16 protein-coding genes are annotated in these 16,906 nt (G+C 65.3%); 2 read left to right on the forward strand and 14 right to left on the reverse strand.

Features of this window, described 5'->3' with window-relative positions:
* Window positions 1-49: 49 nt before the first annotated feature.
* From LDJ84_RS26850 to LDJ84_RS26900, 11 genes are all read right to left on the reverse strand, one after another.
* Window positions 50-1,228, reverse strand: a complete 1,179-nt coding sequence (locus tag LDJ84_RS26850; protein ID WP_065085562.1) for an ATP phosphoribosyltransferase regulatory subunit — start codon at window positions 1,226-1,228, stop codon at window positions 50-52.
* Window positions 1,229-1,262: 34 nt separating this feature from the next.
* The gene (locus LDJ84_RS26855) at window positions 1,263-1,448 is read right to left on the reverse strand and encodes a DUF2065 domain-containing protein (protein ID WP_065085563.1); all 186 of its coding nucleotides are present in this window, start codon (window positions 1,446-1,448) and stop codon (window positions 1,263-1,265) included.
* Between the two features lie 107 nt (window positions 1,449-1,555).
* Complete coding sequence (hflC, locus tag LDJ84_RS26860) at window positions 1,556-2,425, reverse strand: protease modulator HflC (protein ID WP_024764328.1); 870 nt, start codon at window positions 2,423-2,425, stop codon at window positions 1,556-1,558.
* Complete coding sequence (hflK, locus tag LDJ84_RS26865; RefSeq protein ID WP_024764327.1) at window positions 2,425-3,597, reverse strand: FtsH protease activity modulator HflK; 1,173 nt, start codon at window positions 3,595-3,597, stop codon at window positions 2,425-2,427. Before hflK ends, hflC begins: the two co-directional genes overlap by 1 nt.
* Before the next feature lie 95 nt (window positions 3,598-3,692).
* A complete protein-coding gene (hflX, locus tag LDJ84_RS26870) occupies window positions 3,693-4,994 on the reverse strand; it encodes a ribosome rescue GTPase HflX (protein WP_024764326.1) in 1,302 nt (433 codons plus the stop codon).
* A gap of 12 nt (window positions 4,995-5,006) precedes the next feature.
* On the reverse strand, window positions 5,007-5,255 hold the full coding sequence (hfq, locus tag LDJ84_RS26875; RefSeq protein WP_017520393.1) for an RNA chaperone Hfq: 249 nt from the start codon (window positions 5,253-5,255) through the stop codon (window positions 5,007-5,009).
* A 106-nt stretch (window positions 5,256-5,361) separates the two neighbouring features.
* Window positions 5,362-6,324 carry a tRNA (adenosine(37)-N6)-dimethylallyltransferase MiaA gene (gene miaA / locus LDJ84_RS26880; RefSeq protein WP_065085564.1) on the reverse strand — a complete coding sequence of 321 codons (963 nt, stop codon included), beginning with the start codon at window positions 6,322-6,324 and terminating at the stop codon, window positions 5,362-5,364.
* A gap of 78 nt (window positions 6,325-6,402) precedes the next feature.
* Entirely contained in the window at window positions 6,403-8,304 is a 1,902-nt protein-coding gene (mutL, locus tag LDJ84_RS26885) for a DNA mismatch repair endonuclease MutL (RefSeq protein WP_065085565.1), read from the reverse strand.
* Window positions 8,301-9,731 (reverse strand): N-acetylmuramoyl-L-alanine amidase AmiB, encoded by a 1,431-nt coding sequence (amiB, locus tag LDJ84_RS26890; RefSeq protein WP_083196183.1) that lies wholly within the window; start codon window positions 9,729-9,731, stop codon window positions 8,301-8,303. The genes mutL and amiB overlap by 4 nt, the downstream gene beginning before the upstream one ends.
* Before the next feature lie 7 nt (window positions 9,732-9,738).
* A complete protein-coding gene (tsaE, locus tag LDJ84_RS26895) occupies window positions 9,739-10,206 on the reverse strand; it encodes a tRNA (adenosine(37)-N6)-threonylcarbamoyltransferase complex ATPase subunit type 1 TsaE (RefSeq protein WP_037012078.1) in 468 nt (155 codons plus the stop codon).
* Complete coding sequence (locus LDJ84_RS26900) at window positions 10,194-11,690, reverse strand: bifunctional ADP-dependent NAD(P)H-hydrate dehydratase/NAD(P)H-hydrate epimerase (RefSeq protein WP_065085566.1); 1,497 nt, start codon at window positions 11,688-11,690, stop codon at window positions 10,194-10,196. The genes tsaE and LDJ84_RS26900 overlap by 13 nt, the downstream gene beginning before the upstream one ends.
* Before the next feature lie 245 nt (window positions 11,691-11,935).
* On the opposite strand from LDJ84_RS26900, the gene queG reads away from it, so the two are divergent.
* Complete coding sequence (queG, locus tag LDJ84_RS26905; RefSeq protein WP_065085608.1) at window positions 11,936-12,997, forward strand: tRNA epoxyqueuosine(34) reductase QueG; 1,062 nt, start codon at window positions 11,936-11,938, stop codon at window positions 12,995-12,997.
* 105 nt (window positions 12,998-13,102) lie between these two features.
* Here queG and orn read toward each other — a convergent pair whose 3' ends face one another.
* A complete protein-coding gene (gene orn, locus LDJ84_RS26910) occupies window positions 13,103-13,645 on the reverse strand; it encodes an oligoribonuclease (RefSeq protein WP_024764319.1) in 543 nt (180 codons plus the stop codon).
* Between the two features lie 89 nt (window positions 13,646-13,734).
* Between orn and rsgA the strand changes: the two genes are divergently transcribed.
* Window positions 13,735-14,766, forward strand: a complete 1,032-nt coding sequence (rsgA, locus tag LDJ84_RS26915; RefSeq protein WP_065085567.1) for a small ribosomal subunit biogenesis GTPase RsgA — start codon at window positions 13,735-13,737, stop codon at window positions 14,764-14,766.
* Between the two features lie 134 nt (window positions 14,767-14,900).
* On the opposite strand, the gene motB is transcribed toward rsgA, so the two are convergent.
* Together motB and motA are read right to left on the reverse strand one after the other, a co-directional pair.
* On the reverse strand, window positions 14,901-15,968 hold the full coding sequence (gene motB, locus LDJ84_RS26920; RefSeq protein ID WP_024764318.1) for a flagellar motor protein MotB: 1,068 nt from the start codon (window positions 15,966-15,968) through the stop codon (window positions 14,901-14,903).
* A 15-nt stretch (window positions 15,969-15,983) separates the two neighbouring features.
* A complete protein-coding gene (motA, locus tag LDJ84_RS26925; RefSeq protein WP_024764317.1) occupies window positions 15,984-16,835 on the reverse strand; it encodes a flagellar motor stator protein MotA in 852 nt (283 codons plus the stop codon).
* Window positions 16,836-16,906: the final 71 nt, after the last annotated feature.

The raw sequence follows: 16,906 nt of genomic DNA on the forward strand, positions 1-16,906 counted from the left end.
GTGGATGTTCGGTGCCGGCCGCGGCCGGCAGAAACTCGAGTGACGCGCCTCAGAGCGCGGCCACCTGCCAATTGCCATCGCGAACCAGCAGTTGCCGGTCGCAGCCCGCTTCGGTAGCCGAAGCCGCATCCTGCCCGGGCAGCGCCTGTACCACGCGCACGCCCTGACGGCGCAGCTGCTGCACCGCCTGCCACAAGCCGGCGCCATCGGCCGGCGCCCAGACTCCGGTGCGCGGCTCGTCGAGCTGGGCGCGACCGAGAGTGACCAGGGTCTTGAGGTCGGTGGAAAAACCGGTCGCCGGACGGGCACGGCCGAAATCAGCGCCGATGTCGTCGTAACGACCGCCCTGGGCGATGGACTCGCCAACCCCAGGCACGAACGCAGCAAACACCACGCCCGTGTGATAGTGATAGCCACGCAACTCGCCGAGGTCGAAATAAAGCGGCAGCTGCGGGAAGCGCGCAGCCAGCGAGTCGGCAATAGCCGTAATGTCCGCCAGCGCGGTCTGCACCGGAGCCGGAGCCCCGGCAAGCACTTCACGCGCCTGGCTCAGCACCTCGCGGCCACCACACAACTCAGCCAACGCACGCAGCATGCCGGCGAGATCGCCCGGCAGGCCTTCGGTCAGCGCCGCGATTTCATCCACGGCCTTGCGCTGCAAGGCGTCGAACAGCAGTTGCTCGACTTCGCCGGACAGCCCGGCAGCCTGGGCCAGGCCACGGTAGATGCCGACATGACCGAGGTCCATGTGCACGTCCGGCACCTGGGCCATCTCGAGCATGTCGAGCAGCAGACTGATGACTTCGACGTCACCCGCCGAGCCGGTATTGCCGTAAAGCTCGGCACCCAGCTGGATCGGGCTGCGCGAAGTCGCCAGCGCACGCGGGCGGGCATGCAGCACGCTGCCGGCGTAGCACAGGCGGTTCGGCCCTTCGCGACGCAGGCTGTGGGCGTCCATGCGTGCCACTTGCGGCGTGATGTCCGCACGGAAGCCCATCAGACGGCCGGACGCCGGATCGGTGACCTTGAAGGTACGCAGATCCAGATCCTGGCCGGCACCGGTCAGCAGGGATTCCAGGTATTCGATATGCGGGGTGACGACAAACTCGTAACCCCAGCGCTGGAACAGGTCCAGCACCTGACGGCGGGCTGCTTCAACGCGAGCCGCCTCCGGTGGCAGCACTTCTTCGATCCCATCTGGCAGCAGCCAGCGGTCTACCGTTGCCATGTCGCCTCTCTCCTTTTTTAGGCCGGGCGGCACTTCAATGAATGCAGTAAAGAAGGACGGTGCCGAACAGCATGCTGCCCAGCCCGATGAGTCTCAGACTGCGGTCGCCAAGGCGCCCGAGCCCGCTCACGGCGTCGCGCCAACCACGCGGGTACAGGAATGGAAGGATGCCTTCCAGCACCAGCAACAGACAGAACGCCTTGCCGAATTCCTGCCACATGGCTCTCGTACATCATTCTCGCGGACGCAAAAAAGCCGGGATTTCCCGGCTGACCCATGATAACACGATTTCTCCGACGGGCGCTGCCGCCCGCCGGAGACTTTGACTTACGGTTTAGCTTTTTCCAGATAGCGGAAGAACTCGCTGCTCGGATCGAGCACCAGCACGTCCTTTTTGTCCGCAAAGCTCTCGCGATAAGCCTTGAGGCTGCGGGTGAAGGCGTAGAACTCCGGATCGGCAGAGTAGGCCTTGGCGTAGATCGCCGACGCCTTGGCATCGCCGTCACCACGGGTTTCTTCCGATTCGCGATAGGCCTCGGCCAGCAGCACACGACGCTGACGGTCGGCATCCGCACGGATACCTTCGGCCAGTTCGCGACCCTTGGCGCGGTGCTCGCGGGCTTCCCGCTCACGCTCGGTGCTCATGCGCTCGAACACGCTGCGGTTCACTTCCTTGGGCAGGTCGATGGCCTTGACGCGAACGTCGACCACTTCGATACCCAACTCCTTCTGCGCCATGCGGTTCAGCGACGCAGTGATGTCACCCATCAGCGCATCACGCTCCCCCGACACGACTTCGTGCAGGGTGCGCTTGCCGAACTGGTCGCGCAGGCCGGCTTCCAGACGACGGGACAGACGCTCGTCAGCAATCTGCTTCATGCCGGAAGTCGCGGTGTAGAAGCGCTCGGCATCGGAGACGCGCCACTTGGCGTAGGCGTCGACCATCACCGCTTTCTTCTCCAGCGTCAGGAAGCGCTGGGTCGGCGAGTCCAGGGTCAGCAGGCGGCCATCGAACTTGCGCACCGTGTTGACGTACGGAATCTTGAAGTGCAGACCGGGCTTCACGTCCGGCTCGACCACGCGACCGAAGCGCAGCATGACGGCGCGCTCGGTCTGTTGCACCACGTAGACGCTGCTCCAGACGGCAACAGCAACCACCACACCCGCGATGAGGGCGATCAGGGACTTGTTACTCATCAGCGGCTCTCCCGGGTACGCGTGTCACGCTGCTGCAGGTCGCTGGCGACCCGCGAACCGATATCCGGCGTGCTGCTGCTCGCGCTGGGCGCGGTGCTCGGAGCTGCCGAACCACGGCCATCCATCATCTTGTCCAGCGGCAGGTAGATCAGGTTGTTCTGACCTTGCTGGCCGGTGACCAGCACCTTGCTGGTCTGGCTCAGGACATCCTGCATGGAGTCCAGGTACAGACGCTGACGGGTGACTTCCGGAGCCTTGTGATACTCACTGGCCAACTTGGTGAAGCGGTCTGCCTCACCCTGGGCGCGGGAAACCACTTCATCGCGGTAGCCGTTGGCTTCCTCGATGATGCGCTGGGCCTGGCCACGGGCTTCGGGCACCACGCCGTTGGCGTAGGCTTCGGCCTGGTTCTTCTCGCGCTGCTCGTCCTCGCGGGCACGGATCACGTCGTCGAACGCTTCCTGTACTTCACGCGGCGCGGCGGCGCTCTGGATGTTCACCTGGGTCACCGTGATACCGGTCTTGTAGGTATCGAGGAAACGCTGCAGGCGATCACGCACCTCGGTGGCCATCTGTTCGCGGCCCTCGGTGAGGATCTTGTCCATGGTGGTGGAGCCGGCCACGTGACGCAGGGCGCTTTCGGTGGCGTGCTGCAGGCTCACTTCCGGCTGGTCGACGTTGAGCACGAAGTCCTTCAGGTTGCTGACCTTGTACTGCACGGTCAGCGGAACCTCGACGATGTTCTCGTCTTCGGTGAGCATCTGACCCTGCTTGCTGTAGGCACGCTCGCGGGTGACGTTCTCCTGGAACTTCTTGTCGATCGGCGGGAAGTAGATGTTCAGGCCGGGGCCCACGGTGTCGTGGTACTGACCAAAGCGCAGGATCACCGCCTGCTCCTGCTCATCCACGACGTAAATGGCGTTGTACAGCCACAGCACGGCGAGGATAGCCAAGCCGATACCGAACAGACCGAGGCTACCGCCCCGACCACTGCCGCCACCGCCCGAACCACTGCCGCGCTTGGGTTTGCCGAAAATTCCATTCAGGCTGTCTTGCAGCTTGCGGAAGGCCTCATCCAGATCAGGCGGGCCCTGGCGACCACCACCACGGCGTCCACCCCAGGGGTCCTGGTCGTTCTTGTTCGAGTTGTCACCCGGCTCATTCCAAGCCATAGCGCTCTCCATCTGATAACGCGAAAACGCGCCTACGGCGCGCCCACCTATGCTACCGAATGCCCATTACCCTGCCAAAAACAGTGTGCCGGGCTTTATTGCAAAGTGTGTTGCGCAATGAACTCCGACGGCTGCCAGCCTTCGCGGCTCACCATGCGGTTCAACTCGACACGCGGCAGGCGGACCTGCAAAACGGCGCGTCCTTGTTCGTCGTGATTCTCAGACTGTACCGCACCCAGCTCGAAGAACTGAGCCCGAAGTCGTCCCAGGCGCTGCGGCAGGCAGAGCGTTCCCACGAACATGTCCTCCCCCAGCAACTCGGAAATCGCCTGCTCGAGCAATTCCAGCCCACGCGATTCACGCGCCGACAGCCAGACACGGACCGGCTTACCCAACTCGTCGCGCTGGATCATCGGCTGCAGGTCCGGCAACAGGTCGATCTTGTTGTACACCTCGAGCATCGGCAACTCGTTCGCGCCGATCTCCTTGAGCACTGCCAGCACCTGCTCGATCTGCGCATCGCGATCCGGCTCGTGGGAGTCGATCACATGCAGCAGCAGGTCGGAGTTGCTGGACTCTTCCAAGGTAGCCCGAAACGCCTCCACCAGCTTGTGCGGCAGGTGGCGAATGAAGCCTACGGTGTCAGCCAGCACGATCGGCCCAACGTCATCGAGTTCCAGACGGCGCAAGGTCGGGTCGAGAGTGGCGAACAACTGGTCGGCCGCGTAGACCTCGGATGTGGTTAGCGCATTGAACAGCGTGGACTTGCCGGCGTTGGTGTAACCCACCAGGGACACCGCCGGAATCTCCGCACGGCGGCGGCCACGACGGGCCTGCTCGCGCTGGCTGCGAACCTTTTCCAGGCGCGACTTGATCTGCCGGATACGCCCACGCAGCAGGCGGCGGTCGGTTTCCAGCTGGGTTTCACCCGGGCCACGCAGGCCGATACCACCTTTCTGGCGCTCAAGGTGAGTCCAGCCGCGCACCAAACGCGTGCTCATGTGTTCCAGCTGGGCGAGCTCCACCTGCAGCTTGCCCTCGTGGGTGCGGGCGCGCTGGGCGAAGATATCGAGAATCAGACCCGTACGATCGAGCACGCGGCACTCGAGCGCTCGCTCGAGGTTGCGCTCCTGGCTCGGCGTGAGGGTGTGATTGAAGATGATCAGCTCGACCTTCTCGGCGTGGACGAGGTCGTGCAATTCTTCGACCTTGCCGCTGCCGATCAGGTACTTGGCTGAAGGCTGATGGCGCGAAATGCTGACGAAAGCAACCGATTCCGCGCCTGCCGAACGGGCCAGCTCCTGGAATTCCTGCGGGTCTTCGCGCGCCTCGGGGTCCTGACCTTCCAGATGGACCAGAATGGCCCGTTCCCCACCACCCGGGCGCTCAAAGAACAAGGCGGACTCCCGTCAAACGTTGCCCGGCTCGGCCGGTTGATCACCGGTGGGCAGGCGCACGGGGCGGCTGGGGACCACGGTGGAAATAGCGTGTTTGTAGACCATCTGGCTGACAGTGTTCTTCAGCAGGATGACGAACTGGTCGAAGGATTCGATCTGACCCTGCAGCTTGATGCCGTTGACCAGGTAGATGGAAACCGGAACGCGTTCTTTGCGCAGGGTATTGAGGTAAGGGTCTTGTAGCGAATGCCCTTTTGACATATGCCGCACTCCTTGTAAGGGTAAAATACTGATTTAGTAGTAGTCGAATTTGGCTTAACGCCGTCCTGAACCCCAAGGATAGACGGCCGGAATTAAGGTCTCGAGCCTATATGGAGACCGCCTCAAAGTATTTCAAGGCACGCGGCAAATTGTCGCTTGCCTGACTGTCCAACCAGTGTAGATCGCTCCAGCTGCGGAGCCAGGTGAACTGGCGCTTGGCCAGCTGCCGCGTGGCGATGACGCCACGCTCCACCATCTCAGCGTAGGACAGTTTGCCCTCGAGGTAATCCCATACCTGTCGGTAACCCACCGCTCTTATGGACGGCAGCCCCACGTGCAAGTCACTTCTTGCGCGAAGGCGTTCGACCTCGGCGATGAAGCCCTGTTCCAGCATCTGGTCAAAACGTTGCGCGATACGCTCGTGCAACACCTGGCGCTGCAGAGGCGCAATCGCCAGGTGAGCCACAGTATACGGTAATTGTCCACCGCCTTGCGCGCCAAGACCCGCATTTTCACTAGCCTGGCGAAGGCGGTGTGCAGTCATGGACATACCGCTGACACGGAAGACCTCAAGCGCCCGGACAAGCCGCTGGGGGTCGTTGGGGTGGATGCGCGCCGCCGACTCCGGGTCGACGCGGGCGAGTTCCGAGTGCAGGGCACTCCAGCCTTCGGCGGCCGCCCAGGCTTCCAGTTCGGCACGTACGACGGGGTCGGCACTGGGCATATCGGCCAGGCCTTCCAGCAACGCCTTGAAATACAACATGGTGCCGCCGACCAGCAGCGGGATCTTTCCGGCCGCGGTGATTTCGGCCATGGCCGCCAGGGCGTCGGCGCGGAACTCCGCTGCCGAATAGGCCTCGCTGGGGTCACGGATATCGATCAGTCGGTGCGGGAATTCCTCCAGCACCTCGCGCGGCGGCTTGGCGGTGCCGATATCCATGTCGCGGTAGATCAGCGCCGAGTCCACGCTGATCAGCTCCACCGGCAGCAGACGCGCCAGCTCCAGCGCCAGGTCGGTCTTGCCGGCGGCGGTGGGGCCCATGAGGAAAATGGCGGGAGGCAAGGACATCGGGAACTCGTTATTGCGCACTGCTGAATCGATTGGCGCGCAGTTTACTGCACTTTCCTGAACGCAACCTTACGGAAATCAACGTCCGCGCAGGAACAGCTTGTCCAGCTCGTCGAGCCCCAGTTGTGTCCAGGTCGGCCGGCCGTGGTTGCACTGGCCGCTGCGCTCGGTCACTTCCATGTCGCGCAGCAGGCCGTTCATCTCCGGCAGCGTCAGGCGGCGATTGGCGCGCACGGCGCCGTGGCAGGCCATGGTGCCGAGCAGCTCGTTGAGGTGCGCCTGGATACGGTCGCTGGTGCCGTACTCCAGCAGGTCGGCGAGCACATCGCGCACCAACTGGGTGGCCTCGGCCTGCTTGAGCAGCGCGGGAATCTGGCGGATCGCCAGGGTCTCCGGACCGAGCCGTTGCAGTTCGAAGCCGAGCTTGGAGAACCAACTGCCATGCTCCTCCGCGCAGTCCGCCTCACGCTCGCTGACAGCGATGGATTCAGGCACCAGCAGCGGCTGACCACGCAGGCCTTCGCTGGCCATGGCGGTCTTCAGGCGCTCATACATGATGCGCTCGTGGGCCGCGTGCATATCCACCAGCACCAGGCCGTGGGCGTTCTCCGAAAGGATGTAGATACCCTTGAGCTGCGCCAGGGCATAGCCCAGCGGCGGCACATCCTGGCTGCTTTCCGGCAACGCCTGCGGCGCCTGGTCGGGCAGCGGAGCAAAATAGGCCTGGTAGGCGCCCTGGGCCTCCTGGATCGGCGGTATTTCCGGGCGCGTCGGCTGGTAGCTGAAGCCACCGCCACCGGATCCGCCGGAAGATGGGCTGGGCTGCCAGGCACGCGCGGCGGCCGGAGCCTCCAGCACAGTCTCGGACAGGCGCATCTCGCCCTGCGGACCGAACTCGCCGGCCTCCGTACCCGTGGGGCGCGGTGTAGTCAGGGTGGTGGCGCCCGGCGGAGCCAACTGGTCGTCGGGGCGCACTTCCGCCAGCGCCCGGTGCAGGGTGCCGTAGAGGAAGTCGTGGACCATGCGACTGTCGCGGAAGCGCACTTCGTGCTTGGTCGGGTGGACGTTGACGTCCACCACCGCGGGATCGACTTCGAAGAACAGCACGAAGGTCGGATGCCGGCCGTTGTACAGCACGTCACGATAGGCCTGGCGTACGGCGTGGGCGACCAGCTTGTCGCGCACCATGCGGCCGTTCACGTAGAAGTACTGCAGGTCCGGCTGGCTGCGGGAGAAGGTCGGCAGACCGACCCAGCCCCACAGGTGCAGGCCGTTGCGCTCCACTTCGATGGGCAGGGCCTGTTCAAGGAAACCAGCGCTGCACACGGCGCCGACGCGGCGGGCGCGGGAAGCTTCGTCCTTGGCTTCATGCAGCGAGAGGATGGTCTTGCCGTTATGGCGCAGATGGAATGCCACGTCGAAGCGCGCCAGCGCCAGACGCTTGATGACTTCCTGCAGATGATCGAATTCGGTCTTCTCGGCGCGCAGAAACTTGCGTCGCGCCGGGGTGTTGAAGAACAGGTCGCGCACCTCGATGCTGGTGCCCACCGGGTGTGCCGCCGGCTTCACGGTGGACTCCATGTCGCGGCCTTCGACCTCCACCTGCCAGGCCTGCTCGGCATCGGCGGTGCGGGAGGTCAGGGTCAGACGCGAGACGGAGCTGATCGAAGCCAGCGCCTCGCCGCGGAAGCCCAGGCTCATCACCCGCTCCAGGTCTTCCAGCTCGCGGATCTTGCTGGTGGCATGGCGCGCCAGTGCCAAAGGCAGGTCGTCGGCAGGAATGCCGCTGCCATCGTCGCGCACACGCAGCAGCTTGACGCCGCCCTGTTCGACCTCGATGTCGATGCGCTTGGCACCGGCGTCCAGGCAGTTCTCCAGCAGTTCCTTGATGACCGAGGCGGGCCGCTCGACCACTTCGCCGGCAGCGATCTGGTTCGCCAGCCGCGGAGTCAGCAGCTGGATTCGGCGAACGTCACTCATTGCTGCGACGCCAGGGAGGTGCCCGGGATCTTCAGCACCTGACCGATCTTCAGCTCATCGCTCTTGAGCGAATTGGCGCTGCGGATCGAGGCCGTGCTGACGTCAAAGCGGCTGGCAACCATCGCCAGGCTGTCGCCACTGCGCACGACATACTCTCGCGGGCCGGAAGCCAACTGGCCGCCGTCACGCAGCGAGGCGATGTAGGTACCCGGCGGCGGGGTCTGCACGAAGTACTGACGCACGCCAGCGGCGATGGAGCGCGCCAGGGCCTGCTGGTGCGAGCCGCTGGCGAGCTTGGCCGATTCGTTCGGGTTGGAGATGAACCCGGTTTCCACCAGGATCGACGGGATGTCCGGGGACTTCAGCACCATGAAGCCGGCCTGCTCCACACGGCGCTTGTGCAGCGGGGTGACGCGGCCGACGCTGGTCAGCACCTTGTGGCCGACGTCCAGGCTGGAGGACATGGTGGCGGTCATCGACAGGTCGAGCAGCACGCCGGCGAGCATCTTGTCCTTGTCGTCGAGGTTCACGCCGCCGTCGCCGCCGATGAGGTCGGAGCGGTTTTCCGTGTCGGCCAGCCAGCGCGCGGTCTCGGAGGTAGCGCCACGGTCGGACAGGGCGAATACCGAGGCACCGAAGGCGCTGCGGCTGGGCGCGGCGTCGGCGTGGATCGAAACGAACAGGTCCGCGCCCTTCTTGCGGGCGATCACGGTGCGGTTGCGCAGTGGGATGAAGTAGTCGCCGGTGCGCGTCAGTTCGGCGCGGAAGCCTTTCATCTGGTTGATCTGCCGCTGCAGTTCGCGGGCGATCGACAGCGTGATGTTCTTCTCGTGCAGACCATTCGGGCCGAGGGCACCAGGGTCTTCACCGCCGTGACCGGCGTCGATGGCGATCACCACGTCACGCTTGCCGCCACTGCTGGGCGCGGGAATCTTGGCCACCGACTGGGCGGGGCTGACCGGCGTGGCGGGCACGCTGGGGGTCGGGGTCGCCGGGACGTCCGGGGCAATGTCGGCGCCCTGGTCATAGAGGTCGACGACGAGGCGGTTGCCGTACTGCTGGTTCGGCGGCAGCACGAAGCTCTTGGGCGTGACCTGGTTCTTCAGGTCCAGCACCAGGCGCAGGTCGGTGGGCGAGCGCTGGGCGGAGCGCATCGCGGTGATCGGGGTATTGCCGAGTTTGAGCTTGTCGAGGGCGGCGGACATCTGTGCGCCGTTGATGTCGACGACGATACGGTTGGGCGCGCTCAGGGTGAACAGACTGTGCTGCACAGGGCCGGACAGATCGAACACCAGACGCGTGTTGTCCGGCGCGCGCCAGATGCGCACGCTCTTGATTTGCGTGGCGGCAGAAACCTCACCGGCAACGAATGCCAGCAGAACGGACACCCCGATAAACAACGCCCGAAGGCGCAACCCCCAACCCATCTTTTTTCTATGCTCCCGTGGCCAGGGCGGCACACCAGGCTTCGCCCCGTGTTCCGTGCGGGTCGAGGCGCAGCATGCGTCCGCCCGCATGCGGAACAATGGTAATGTCCATGTCGGCCTTTGGCAAAATGCCTTTGCCACGCTCCGCCCACTCGATCAGGCACAACGCATCGCCCTCGAAGTAGTCGCGGATGCCGAGGAACTCCAGTTCCTCCGGATCGGCAAGGCGATAGAGATCGAAGTGGAAGGCGCGCAGATCGCCGATTTCGTAGGGCTCGACCAGGGTGAAGGTCGGACTCTTGACCGCTCCACCGTGGCCCAATCCCCGCAGGATGCCGCGCGACAGCGTGGTCTTGCCCGCCCCCAGGTCGCCATGCAGATAGATCACTCCGCGCCCGCCGGTCGCCTCGGCGATCCGCCGACCAAGATCGACCATGGCCTCTTCGCCATCGGCGAACAGATTCAGTTCAGGCATGGGCACAACTCCTCGAGCAGCTGACGAACGGCAGGAATCAGATCGGCGGCGGCCAGGCCGCGACCTTGCGCGCCGAGCGACTCGCCGGCGCGCGCGTGCAGCCAGACCGCCAGGCAAGCGGCATCGAATGCAGGCAACCCCTGCGCCAGCAGCGCACCGAGGATGCCGGAAAGCACGTCACCCAGCCCGGCGCCCGCCATGGCTGGATGACCGTGATCGCACAGCGCGAGCCGGCCATCCGGGGACGCGATCAGGCTGCCGACGCCCTTGAGCACGGCCACCGCCTGATAGCGTTGCGCCAGTGCGAGAGCAGCCTTGGGGCGATCCGCCTGAACCTCCGCGGTGGAGATTCCCAGCAGGCGCGCCGCTTCGGCGGGATGGGGAGTGATCACCCAGTCGCCGGACGGGCGGGCCACCCGCTCTTCGGCCAGCAGATTGAGCGCATCGGCGTCCCACACCTGTCGGCGCTCCAGGCTCGCTGCGGCGCTGACCAGTACGCGCCCCCAGGCGTCACGACCGACGCCAGGGCCGACCACCAGCACATCGGCCCGCTCGGCGAGGCGCAGCAGCTCTGCGGAAGAGGAGACGCCGCGTGCCATCAGTTCGGGGCGACGAGCCAGCGCAGCGGGCACGTGGACTGCACGGGTCGCCAGGGAAACCAGCCCGGCGCCGCAGCGTAGCGCGCTCTCCGCCGCCAGCAGAACGGCGCCGCCCATGCCGGTGTCGCCGCCGATCACCAGCGCATGGCCGAACAGGCCCTTGTGCGCAGCCTTGGGGCGCGCTGCGAGGCAGGGCAGGGAAGCTGCAGCGAGCCGGCGCGCCAGGCTGCTTTCGGGAAGCAGCGCAGGATCGGCATCGAGCCCGTCGAATACCAGCTCGCCGCACTGGTCGGGCCCCTGAGCAGTAAACAGGCCAAGCTTGAGGCCAATGAAGGTCACCGTCAGATCGGCGTTCACCGCGCAGCCCAGCACTTGTCCGGTATCGGCGCTGAGGCCGGAAGGGATGTCCACGGCCAGGACCGGCAGGCCGCTGGCGTTGATCGCCGCGATGGCCGAGGCATAGGGCTCGCGCACCTCGCCGCCGAGGCCGGTGCCCAGCAGCGCATCCACCAGCACACCTCGCAGTTCGGCGCGGTCGCTCCAGGCCTGGACATCCACGCCGACCGCGCGCGCCTCGCCATGGGCCGAGGCGGCATCGCCAGAGAGGCGAGAGGCATCGCCCACTGCCAGCACGCGTACGCGCCAGCCGGCGCGCAGGGCCAGAGCGGCGATCAGGTAGCCGTCGCCGGCATTGTTGCCGTGGCCGGCCAGCACGGTAACCTCGCCGGCATCCGGCCACTGGCGACGCAGGGCGCGCCAGGCGGCATGGGCGGCGCGGCGCATCAGCTCGAAGCCGGGCGTGCCGGCCGCGATCAGGCGCGCATCGAGGTCGCGCACCTGCTGGGCGCTGTACAGATTCAGGGGCAGATCGTCGTGGGCAGTCATCGCTGTTCCGGGCGGCAGAATGTGTCGCCTGAGCGCCTGTTCAAAAGCTCGCGAGCTAGAGCAGAGCAAGGCAAAAACAGACGAGGGAGCGCAGTTTACTGCTGTAAATGAGCATTCCGAGTCTGTTTTTAACGCAGCTCTGCCGACGCGCAGCAGATTTTGAGCGGCTATTGGCGTACGGACGGGCCGACGCCGGCCAGGTCTGGCAGAATTATACGCACCCGGACTTCGGTTTCCCGCCTTCCATGCACGATTCAACGCTCGACTACGCCGACCTCGCCCGCTCCATCAAGGACTGGGGGCGCGAACTCGGCTTCCAGCAGGTCGGCATCAGCGGGCTCGACCTCGAGGAACACGGCACCCACCTGCAGCGCTGGCTGGATGCGGGCTACCACGGCGAGATGGACTACATGGGCGCCCATGGCAGCAAGCGCTGGCGGCCCGACGAACTGGTTCCCGGCACGCTACGGGTCGTATCGCTGCGCATGGACTACCTGCCCGGCGACACCCGTATGGCGCAGGTCCTGGGCGATCCGGAGAGGGCCTATGTCTCGCGCTATGCCCTGGGCCGCGATTACCACAAGCTGATCCGCAAGCGTCTGCAGCAACTGGCCGAACGCATCCAGCAGCAGGTCGGACCGTTCGGCTTCCGCGCCTTCGTCGACAGCGCACCGGTGCTGGAGAAGGCCATCGCCGAGCAATCGGGTCTGGGGTGGATCGGCAAGAACACCTTGGTGCTGAACCGCAAGGCCGGCAGCTACTTCTTCCTCGGCGAGCTGTTCACCGACCTGCCGCTGCCGGTGGATGAGCCGCACGGCACGGAGCACTGCGGGCGCTGCTCGGCCTGCATGGACATCTGCCCCACCGCCGCTTTCGTGGCGCCCTATGTGCTGGATGCACGGCGCTGTATTTCCTACCTGACCATCGAATTGAAGGGCCCGATCCCCGAAGACCTGCGCCCGCTGATCGGCAACCGTGTATTCGGCTGCGATGACTGCCAGATGGTCTGCCCGTGGAACCGTTTCGCCCGCGCCACCGACCAGGGCGACTTCCAACCGCGCCACAGCCTGGACAACGCCGCGCTGGCGGAGCTGTTCCTGTGGACGGAAGAGGAATTCCTCAGCCGCACCGAGGGTTCGCCATTGCGACGAGCGGGCTACGAGCGCTGGCTGCGCAACCTGGCCGTGGGATTGGGCAATGCGCCATCGACCATCCCGGTGATCGAGGCGCTGCGGGCACGACAGGAGTTCCCGTCGGAGCTGGTGCGCGAGCATGTGGCGTGGGCGCTGGGCCGGCACTGCGCCTGAAGGAGACGTGTAGGAGCGAGGGGGACGCATGGTACTCGCTCGCAAACCAAGCCCCGCGACGGAATCAGTTCGCGAGCAAGCTCGCCCCTACAAAGAGCCGTCGGCTCAGACTTTGATGAAGTGCTCGCGGTAGTAGCGCAGCTCGGCGATCGACTCGCGGATGTCGTCCAGCGCCAGGTGGGTGTTGCCCTTCTTGAAGCCATCCCGCACCGAAGGCGCCCAGCGCGCTGCCAGTTCCTTGAGGGTGGAGACGTCCAGGTTGCGGTAGTGGAAGTAGCCTTCCAGCTTCGGCATGTGGCGGTAGAGGAAGCGGCGGTCCTGGCAGATGCTGTTGCCGCAGATCGGCGAGCTGCGCTTGGGTACCCACTTTTCCAGGAAGGCGATGGTCATCGCTTCGGCTTCGGCGGCGGAGATGGTGCTTTCACGCACGCGCTGGGTCAGGCCGGATTGGCCGTGCTGACGGGTATTCCACTCGTCCATGCCGGCGAGCAGCTCCTCACTCTGGTGCACGGCGATCACCGGGCCTTCCTCGAGGATGTTCAGGTCGCTGTCGGTGACGATGGTCGCCATCTCGATGATGACATCCTTGTCCGGGTCCAGCCCGGTCATTTCCAGGTCGATCCAGATCAGGTTCTGCGGGTTCTGCATGATGGGGCTCCTCAGCTCAGCCCCCTAGTTTAGCGGGAAGCGGACGCGCGCATGCTAAACTGCGGCGCGATTTTCCCTGTGGATACCCTATGGCCAAGCGTCACCTCACCCGCCGGCAGAGCTGGCGGATCGAAAAAGTCCAGGAAGAACGCGCTTCGCGCGCGGCGAAGCGTGAGTCACGCGCCTTGGAAGAATTGGAAGGCGGCGACCTCGGCCCGGAGCAGACCGGCCAGGTGATTGCGCACTTCGGGGTGCAGGTGGAAGTCGAGGCCCAGGAAGGCGACCACGCCGGCCAGGTGTTCCGCTGCCACCTGCGCGCCAACCTGCCCCCGCTGGTGACCGGCGACCAGGTGGTCTGGCGCCCCGGCAACCAGGGCATCGGGGTGATCGTCGCGCAATTGCCGCGAACGTCCGAGCTGCGTCGCCCGGACATGCGCGGCGTGCTCAAGCCGGTGGCGGCCAACGTCGATCGCATCGTGATCGTCTTCGCCCCGCGCCCGGAACCCCACGCCAACCTGATCGACCGCTACCTGGTGGCCGCCGAGCACGCCGGCATCAAGCCGCTGCTGTTGCTGAACAAGGCCGACCTGATCGACGAGGAAAACGCCCCCTTCCTCGATTCGCTGCTGGGCACCTACCGCGAGCTGGGCTACCCGCTGCTGGAGGTTTCCGCCTTCAACGGCCTGGCGCTGGACGCCCTTCGTGCCGCGCTGAACGAGCACGTCAGCGTGTTCGTCGGACAGTCCGGCGTAGGCAAGTCGTCGCTGGTGAACGCATTGCTGCCCGGCGTCGACACCCGCGTCGGTGATCTCTCGGAAGTCACCGGCAAGGGCACCCACACCACCACCACCGCGCGGCTGTTCCACTTCCCCGCCGGCGGCGACCTGATCGACTCCCCCGGCATCCGCGAATTCGGCCTCGGCCATGTCAGCCGTGACGATGTCGAAGCCGGCTTCATCGAGTTCCACGACCTGCTCGGCCACTGCCGCTTCCGCGACTGCAAGCACGATCGCGAACCGGGCTGTGCGCTGCTCAAGGCGCTGGAAGACGGGCGTGTTTCGCCGCAACGGATGGCCAGCTACCGGCACATCCTCGCGAGCCTGCCGCAAGACGAATATTGATTGGCGGATAACGCCTCAAGCGTTATCCGCCGCACCGATGTTGCACGGCCCAGTAGGAGCGAGCACGCCTCGGCAAATCAATGGCATGAAGCGCAACGAAGAAGGCCAGCTGTTCAGCTGGCCTTCTTCGTTTCCTACTGCTGCTTGTTCAACTCGTCGAGTTTCAGCGTACCGCCGTCGTCGAACAGGTTGAGCTTCTGCTTGAGCTGGTCCGGCGGCACAGGGTCGCCCTGGCCGCTCGCTGGCTTGGCCGGTGCGCCATTGGGCGCTGCCGGTGTGGCGGCGCCCGGGGCAGCCGGGACTGCGCCATCGACCGGCTTGTCGCTGCCGCCGTCCTGCCCCTCGATGGCGCGCTGGGCCTTCTTGGTCAGGACGATGATGTCGATCCGACGGTTCACTGGATTCAGCGGCTGGTCGCGGTCGAACAGCGCCGAAGAGGCGTAGCCCACCACGCGGGCGATCTGGTCTTCCGGGTAGCCGCCGGCTTCCAGCGCGCGCCGCGCCGCGTTGGCGCGGTTGGCCGAAAGCTCCCAGTTGCCGAAGTCGCCATTGCCGGCGTAGGGCTTGGCGTCGGTGTGGCCACTGATGCTGATTTTGTTCGGCACCTGCTTGATGGTCTCGGCCAGCGCCAGCAGGATGTCCTCGAAATAGGACTGCAAACGCGCGCTGCCCAGGTCGAACATCGGCCGGTTGTCCGAATCGACAATCTGGATACGCAGGCCGTCCTGGGTGATCTCGAAGAGGATCTGGTCCTTGAAGCGCTTGAGCGTCGGGTTCTCGTCGACCTTGTTCTGCAGTTCCTGCAGCAGCAACTCCAGGCGCTCCTTCTCGACCTTCTCGGCGACGTCCTCGGCCTGCTGCTCGTTGATCTTGGCGTTCTCGTCCGGGTTGATGCGCGTCTCGTCGGCATCCGGCTGGGCCTGGATCTGCGGGTTCAGCGTCTTGTCCGGCGCCGGCGTCGGCGTGCCGCCCAGGTCGATGACGTAGGGGCTGGCACTCTCGGTGAAGCCGATGGGGTCCTGGAAGTAACCGGAGATGGCCTTCTTCTGCTCGGGCGTGGCCGAGGACAGCAGCCAGAGCACGAGGAAGAACGCCATCATGGCGGTGGCAAAGTCGGCGAAGGCGATCTTCCAGCCGCCGCCGTGGTGGCCAGCGGCATAGCGCTTGACGCGCTTGACGATGATCGGCTGATTGTTATCCATGCGTCAGGCGACCCATCAGCGACCGCGAACGGCCTGCTCCAGCTCGCTGAAGCTCGGACGGTGCGCCGGCAGCAGCACCTTGCGGCCAAACTCCACGGCCAGCGAGGGCGGCATGCCGGAAGCCGAAGCCACCAGGCAGGCCTTGATCGCTTCGTAGAGGTTCAGCTCTTCCTTGGCGTCGTGCTCCAGCGCGTTGGACAGCGGGCCGACAAAACCGTACGCGGCGAGAATACCGAGGAAGGTACCCACCAGCGCCGCGGCGACGTGGTGGCCGATCTCCGCCTGGCTGCCCTGGCCGAGCAGCGCCATGGTGATCACGATGCCCAGTACCGCGGCGACGATACCGAAGCCCGGCAGGGCGTCGGCGACGCGGGTCACTGCATGGGCGGGGTGCTCGAGGTCTTCCTTGAGGCTGCCCAGTTCCATGTCGAACAGGCCTTCCAACTCGTGGGGCGCCATGTTGCCGGAAGACATGATGCGCAGGTAGTCGCAGATGTAGGCCGTCATGCGGTCGTCCCTGAGCACCGCGGGGTACTTGCTGAAGATCGGGCTGGCAGCCGGGTCCTCGACGTCGGCCTCGATCGCCATCATGCCTTCGCGGCGGCTCTTGTTGAGCACCTCGTAGAGCATGCCCAGCACCTCCAGGTAGAAGGTATGGGTGAAGCGGTTGCCGAACATCTTCGGCGCCTTCTTCAGTACGGTCATGAAGGTGCTGCCAGGGTTGGCCTGGAGGAAGGCGCCCAGCGCGGCGCCGCCGATGATCAGCACTTCGAACGGCTGAATGATGGCCGCGATCTTGCCGCCGGAGAGCATGTAGCCGCCGAGCACGCTACCCAGAATGACGATGATGCCGATGATTTTTGCCATGGGGACCGGACTGAAACTGTGAACAGAATGGAGGCATGATTCCCGCCTCCCTGTTGTTATCGGAGATTTCG

The organism is Pseudomonas sp. HS-18 (genome assembly GCF_020401845.1).
GTDB classification, from domain to species: Bacteria; Pseudomonadota; Gammaproteobacteria; order Pseudomonadales; family Pseudomonadaceae; genus Pseudomonas; species Pseudomonas nitroreducens.

Excerpts from the sequence above, each read along its gene's own strand:
- tsaE (WP_037012078.1), bottom strand. The coding sequence starts at position 10,206 with ATGCCTGAACTGAATCTGTTCGCCGATGGCGAAGAGGCCATGGTCGAT.
- hfq (WP_017520393.1), bottom strand. The coding sequence starts at position 5,255 with ATGTCAAAAGGGCATTCGCTACAAGACCCTTACCTCAATACCCTGCGC.
- queG (WP_065085608.1), top strand. The coding sequence starts at position 11,936 with ATGCACGATTCAACGCTCGACTACGCCGACCTCGCCCGCTCCATCAAG.
- amiB (WP_083196183.1), bottom strand. The coding sequence starts at position 9,731 with ATGGGTTGGGGGTTGCGCCTTCGGGCGTTGTTTATCGGGGTGTCCGTT.
- motA (WP_024764317.1), bottom strand. The coding sequence starts at position 16,835 with ATGGCAAAAATCATCGGCATCATCGTCATTCTGGGTAGCGTGCTCGGC.
- miaA (WP_065085564.1), bottom strand. The coding sequence starts at position 6,324 with ATGTCCTTGCCTCCCGCCATTTTCCTCATGGGCCCCACCGCCGCCGGC.
- motB (WP_024764318.1), bottom strand. The coding sequence starts at position 15,968 with ATGGATAACAATCAGCCGATCATCGTCAAGCGCGTCAAGCGCTATGCC.
- LDJ84_RS26850 (WP_065085562.1), bottom strand. The coding sequence starts at position 1,228 with ATGGCAACGGTAGACCGCTGGCTGCTGCCAGATGGGATCGAAGAAGTG.
- orn (WP_024764319.1), bottom strand. The coding sequence starts at position 13,645 with ATGCAGAACCCGCAGAACCTGATCTGGATCGACCTGGAAATGACCGGG.
- LDJ84_RS26900 (WP_065085566.1), bottom strand. The coding sequence starts at position 11,690 with ATGACTGCCCACGACGATCTGCCCCTGAATCTGTACAGCGCCCAGCAG.
- LDJ84_RS26855 (WP_065085563.1), bottom strand. The coding sequence starts at position 1,448 with ATGTGGCAGGAATTCGGCAAGGCGTTCTGTCTGTTGCTGGTGCTGGAA.
- mutL (WP_065085565.1), bottom strand. The coding sequence starts at position 8,304 with ATGAGTGACGTTCGCCGAATCCAGCTGCTGACTCCGCGGCTGGCGAAC.
- hflC (WP_024764328.1), bottom strand. The coding sequence starts at position 2,425 with ATGAGTAACAAGTCCCTGATCGCCCTCATCGCGGGTGTGGTGGTTGCT.
- rsgA (WP_065085567.1), top strand. The coding sequence starts at position 13,735 with ATGGCCAAGCGTCACCTCACCCGCCGGCAGAGCTGGCGGATCGAAAAA.
- hflK (WP_024764327.1), bottom strand. The coding sequence starts at position 3,597 with ATGGCTTGGAATGAGCCGGGTGACAACTCGAACAAGAACGACCAGGAC.